Source organism: Sutterella parvirubra YIT 11816 (genome assembly GCF_000250875.1).
GTDB classification, from domain to species: Bacteria; Pseudomonadota; Gammaproteobacteria; order Burkholderiales; family Burkholderiaceae_F; genus Sutterella; species Sutterella parvirubra.
This window is the reverse complement of record NZ_JH604975.1, coordinates 1-4530: the sequence shown is the minus strand read 5'-3', so window position 1 is coordinate 4530 and position 4530 is coordinate 1. Positions and strand designations below refer to the sequence as shown.

The 4530-nt window shown below is 62.4% G+C and carries 2 protein-coding genes; one reads left to right on the top strand and one right to left on the bottom strand.

What is annotated here, in order from left to right; genetic code table 11:
• The first annotated feature begins 187 nt into the window (after positions 1-187).
• On the top strand, positions 188-2629 hold the full coding sequence (locus HMPREF9440_RS06070; protein ID WP_008542500.1) for a phosphoethanolamine transferase: 2442 nt from the start codon (positions 188-190) through the stop codon (positions 2627-2629).
• Positions 2630-2735: 106 nt separating this feature from the next.
• Here the strand turns inward: HMPREF9440_RS06070 and HMPREF9440_RS06065 are convergent, their stop codons facing one another.
• Positions 2736-4250 (bottom strand): ISAs1 family transposase, encoded by a 1515-nt coding sequence (locus tag HMPREF9440_RS06065; RefSeq protein WP_040764195.1) that lies wholly within the window; start codon positions 4248-4250, stop codon positions 2736-2738.
• Positions 4251-4530: the final 280 nt, after the last annotated feature.

Genomic DNA, 4530 nt, shown 5'->3' with positions numbered 1-4530 from the left:
GGTGCGCCGCGGGGGAGGCTCGCGGACGGGATTTTTGACGACGGCAAGCGCCAAGAAAGCCGAACAACAACCGAAAACCCGAACAACCCGAATAAGCCCTGAAAACCCGGGAAAGGAGCCCCAAGCGCTCCGCTTCCGACAGCTCAGACACCAACCCCTACCCAACCATAAGAAGCCGATCAAAGCCATGGACGTCTTCAACTCCCACAAGATCCCCGTGCGGCCCTGGAACGCGCGGACCGTGCTCCTCATTCCTGCGGTGCTGCTCTTCCTTTTGGTCCTCGTGCCCCCGCACGGGCTCGACCTCGCCGTGCAGTCGCTCTTTTACGACCGCGCGGCGGACGCCTGGCCCTGGCACCGCGTGCCCTTCATGTCGACCGTCATGCACAAGGCGATGAAGGCGGTGCCGATCGTGATCGCGCTCGCCTTGATCGGGCTACTCGGCTGGGACGCCCGGATGCGCCGGAAGGACTGCCCGCTCCTCACCAACCACGCCCGCGCCCGGACCTTGTACGCGGTGCTGGCGATGCTCGGGGCCGTGATCCTCGTCTGGTGGTTGAAGGACACCACGGGCGTCGCCTGCCCCTGGAACGTGCGGGCGTTCGGGGGCGATCAGCCCGTGCGCGACCCCACCTTCAGCCTCTTCGGGCAGCCGGGGAACTGCTGGCCCGCGGGCCACGCCGGGACGGGGTTCTGCATGTTGGCGCTCTGGTTCGCGCTCCGCGACGGGACGTGTTCGGCGGCGCGCCACGCCCGCTGGGCGCTGATGTTCGCGCTCGTGGTGGGGGTGGCCACCGGCGTCGCCCGCATGATGCAGGGCGCGCACTTTTTGCAGCACAACATCGCGACCGCGTTGATCGACTGGCTCCTCTGCGCGCTCCTCTACGCCCTCTTCTTCGACCGTGACCGCATCCTCGGGCGCTTGAAGAGCGCCTTCACGATGCCGGTCGCCTGGTGGGCGGGGATTCTCTTCACGGCCGCGTGGTGGACGTTCGTCTATTCGGCGCCCTTTTTGAAGGCCCTGATGCTGGGGAACGAACTGACGGCGCACGAGGGCATCATCAACCCGGAGCACATCCGCTTCGGCGTGACGATCGGCGCGGGCGTCGGGCTCTGGTGCCTGACGGTCGGGCTCCTGTCGCTTTTGTCGGCACTGCCGAAGGTGGTCTTCAGGACGCTCCTCATTCTCTTCGCGGCGCTCGGCGCCACGGCGTTCGTCGCGTCAACGATCTACGCGACGATCTTCACGCCCGACATGGTGAGGAACTTCATCGCGACGGACGTTCGCGAAGCCTCCGCCTACTTTGGCCTGAGGACAGTGCTTCTCTGGACGGTCGCGTTCGTGCCGGCCGCCTTCGTGGGGCTTCTGATCGAATGTCACCCCGAGGCGCACTCGGAATCGAAGTCCCGCCGGGTCGTGACGCGCACGGTGAAGACGGCCGGGCTCACCTTGGCCGGGATCGCGCTCGGCATGGCGGCCTTCATGACGGTCTTCCAGGCGTTCTCGGGCGTCATGCGCTCGGAAAAGCAGATCCGGTACCTCATCGCCCCCTACAACATCGCCTGGTCGACGGTGAGGACGTTGACGTACGACGCCTCGCCCGACGCGGACCGTCCGCGCGTGATCGTGGACACGGACGCCGTCGCCACCGTGGTGCCCACGAAGCCCGCCCTCTTCGTGGTGTTGGTCGGCGAAACCACGCGCGCGGCCAACTGGCAGCTCTCCGGGTACGGGCGCGAGACGACGCCACTGCTTGCCAAAATGGTGAAGGATGAGGGCGTCATCAGCTTCCCCGCGGTCTCGTCCTGCGGCACCTCGACCGACGTGTCTCTCCCCTGCATGTTGGCGCGGATCGGGCGCTCCGACTACGACCGTCAACGCATCATCTCGGAAGAGGCTTTGCCCGGGCTCCTGCAGCGGGTCGGCATGAACGTCCTCTGGATCGACAATCAATCCGGCTGCAAGGGGACCTGTGCGGGGGTGCCCAACCGCGACGTCGAGGCCGATCCGGAGAACTGCCCCAACGGGCAATGTTTGGATACGGTGTTCGTGAAGGAGACCGAGAAGGCGCTGGAGGCCGCCTTGAAGGGCGACGTGTCGAAGCCGACGGTGCTCTTCCTCCACATGTACGGCCAGCACGGGCCCGCCTACTACGTGAGCTCGAAGGAAGAAAACAAGGTCTGGAAGCCCGAGTGCCGGCAGCCGGATCTGACGTCCTGCCCCAAAGAGCAGATCGTGAACGCCTTCGACAATTCCGTTTTGACCACCGACCGCACGGTCGCGGGCGTGATGGAGGTTCTGATGAAGGCGGAGCGTGAGGGGAAGGCTTCGGGCGCCGTGGTCTTCGTCCCGGACCATGGGGAATCGCTGGGTGAAGGGGGGCTCTTCCTGCACGGGGCGCCGTATCTCATTGCGCCCAAAGAACAGACCACTGTCCCGATGACGGTTTGGGTGGGGGATTCGTTTGCGAAGGACTTCGGCGTCGACGTCGCCGCGATCCGCGCGAAGGCCGAAGAAAACGCGGTGAAGCCGGGGTCGGTGACCCACGAGCACCTCTACGCCTCGATCATGTCGATGCTGGGGGTGAAGGGGTCGACGTACCGCGCGGCGTGGGATTGGCAGAAGTGAGGATTTGAACTGAACTTGAACTTTTGAGACTTCTTCTCAGAGGAACGAAAGCGGGGCGCGTCGGTGGAGCTCTTCGCGTAGAGCGTACGCATACTCCCCGGCGGCCTCAAGACTCGGCCTTGAGTAGGTCATCAAGGTCGCCGGCATCCTTCAGCTCTTCGAAAACCTTGATGAGATGCTCGGGATCCCGGGCGTAGATCATCATGGATTCGACGGACGGACAGGTCCGGTTGGTGCCGTAAATCTTCTCAAAGTTCATCTGCATGTGGCTGATGACGCCGAGGCCGATCCGGGAGAGCATGCGCTGGGCGCGGATGTACATCACGTTCGACATCTGCACGAGGTCCTGACGCATCTGGACGTCGATCTCCCAGTGCGTGGACTCGATGCCCCATCTTTGGCGAATGGCGCGGATTCCCTGCTTGATGACGTAGGGGTTGTCGAAGAACGGGAAGGACGAGATGAAGAAGCGCCGGTTGGTTTCCGTTCGGGCCTGCCTTCCGGTTGCCTTCGTGGCCTTGTACGTCTTTTCCGTATCCACGACGAAGAGCGTGCCCGTGTGCAGGCCGGTCCAGTGTTCCGCACCTTCCAAGTGCGACCCCGGCAGAGCGTAGTAGGCCCGCTTTTCAACGCGGCCGTGCCCGTCGTCATACGTCTCCTCCTTGAGGAAGGGGATGCGGTGTTGCGGCTTTTCCGAGAGGTCGTCGTTGATCACCACGTCTGCGAGGATCTGGGCGGATTCGTAGATCTTCCCGTAGGCGCCGCTCTTGAGCGAGAGGCAGTAGTTGCCGCCCTTCATGATGATGGCGTCGACGAGATTGCGCTGGCAGTGCATGGCGTCGCCGCAAACCGTGCTTCCGTTGAGGTCGAGCCATTCGAGGACTTCAATGCCCTGCGGGATCTCATTCGTCTTTTCGCCCACCTGCACTTGATCGCACGTGATGCGCAGGTCGCAGTCCACGATGCTGAGCGTGTAGTGAGGGCACCCCTTCTCGTTCTTGCTTGAGCGGCACGCCTGCCCGTCCAGAGCAAGCAGGCGGCTGCGCCACATGCCGAAGCACAAGTTCAGAAGCGTTCGGAAAAGGTGGCGCAGGTACTTTCCTTCCTCTGAAGCATCGAGATTCATGAGGATTCTTCGAATCGTGTCATGGGAGATGTTGCGGCGCGGGAATTCCGGGCCGAAGATCTTTTCGAGTTTCGGCCGGTTCGCCGCCCAGTAGTGGGCGATCTGTACCGCCATAAGCACGCCGGAGACGGAGGCCATGAAAATCACCATGAGCACGGCCCAAAGCGGGTATTGCACGAGATGGGGCGTGCGGAAGTCCTGGACCGCGTGGGCCACGGCGGCCGCCGCCCCGCCCGGAGCGGCGGGGGCCTTGCCTTTGATCTTGTTCTTCAGAGGGTGGTACTTCGGATCCGTCGGCACCAACTGACAGATTTCGTCCGGAGGGAGCTTCTTCTGAGACACGTAGCTCTCGAACTCCTCTTCATGCCCCTCGATGGCGATGAGTTTGCCTTTGCGCTGGGAGCGCACATAGATCCGCTTCTTGCCCTCAAGACGCCAGACGTCCTCGCCTTCATAGACAAAGCCTTTGACGATGCGCCGGGTTCGGGAGTGCATGTAGCGAACTCCGTCCTTCTCAACAATCACGGCAACCCCTCTCAAGATGAATTGCATACTATTATTGTAGTAGACAGCTCTCAAAAAGTCAAGAAAAAATTCCTGATTTCTCAGGGATTTTGGGAGGTTTTGAGCTTTGAAAGCGCTCCGGGAGAGGAGGAGTATGCGTACGCCCTATCAAAAAGTACCCCATTACGAGGGTTTCTACCTAAGTCGCCCGATCGGTGCTATCCTAGACCGCTCGCATTCATCGTGAATTTCTCGCAAACGGGTACACTCG